Origin of the sequence: Faecalibacterium sp. DFI.5.82 (assembly GCF_029076575.1) — a bacterium.
GTDB classification, from domain to species: Bacteria; Bacillota; Clostridia; order Oscillospirales; family Ruminococcaceae; genus Faecalibacterium; species Faecalibacterium duncaniae.
In genome coordinates, this window is sequence record NZ_JARFIS010001060.1 from 1 (window position 1) to 291 (window position 291).

Annotated in this window: 1 pseudogene; it reads left to right on the forward strand. The window is 46.0% G+C overall.

Going from position 1 to position 291, the window contains the following annotated elements:
* Positions 1-291: pseudogene (locus tag P0G09_RS20135) on the forward strand (PTS lactose transporter subunit IIC); the annotation flags it as partial.

Consider the following 291-nt stretch of genomic DNA (forward strand, 5'->3'; position numbering starts at 1 on the left):
GTTTATTTCAATTGTTTCCGTTGAAATTTTCAGCAAGCTTGTAAACTCGGACCGGCTTAATATTAAAATGCCGGATAGCGTGCCGGCCAATGTCGCCGTATCATTCGGCTCCTTATTTCCATCCATTATTACCATTACCATCATCGCCAGCTTCGGGTTTGCTTTTCATAAGCTGACAGGTGTCTATCTGCATGAAGCCGTGTACAATATCGTGCAAAAACCGCTGGAAGGCGCCGTTCAAGGTCTTCCCGGCATCCTGCTTTTAGTGTTTGTCGCGCAGTTTTTCTGGGT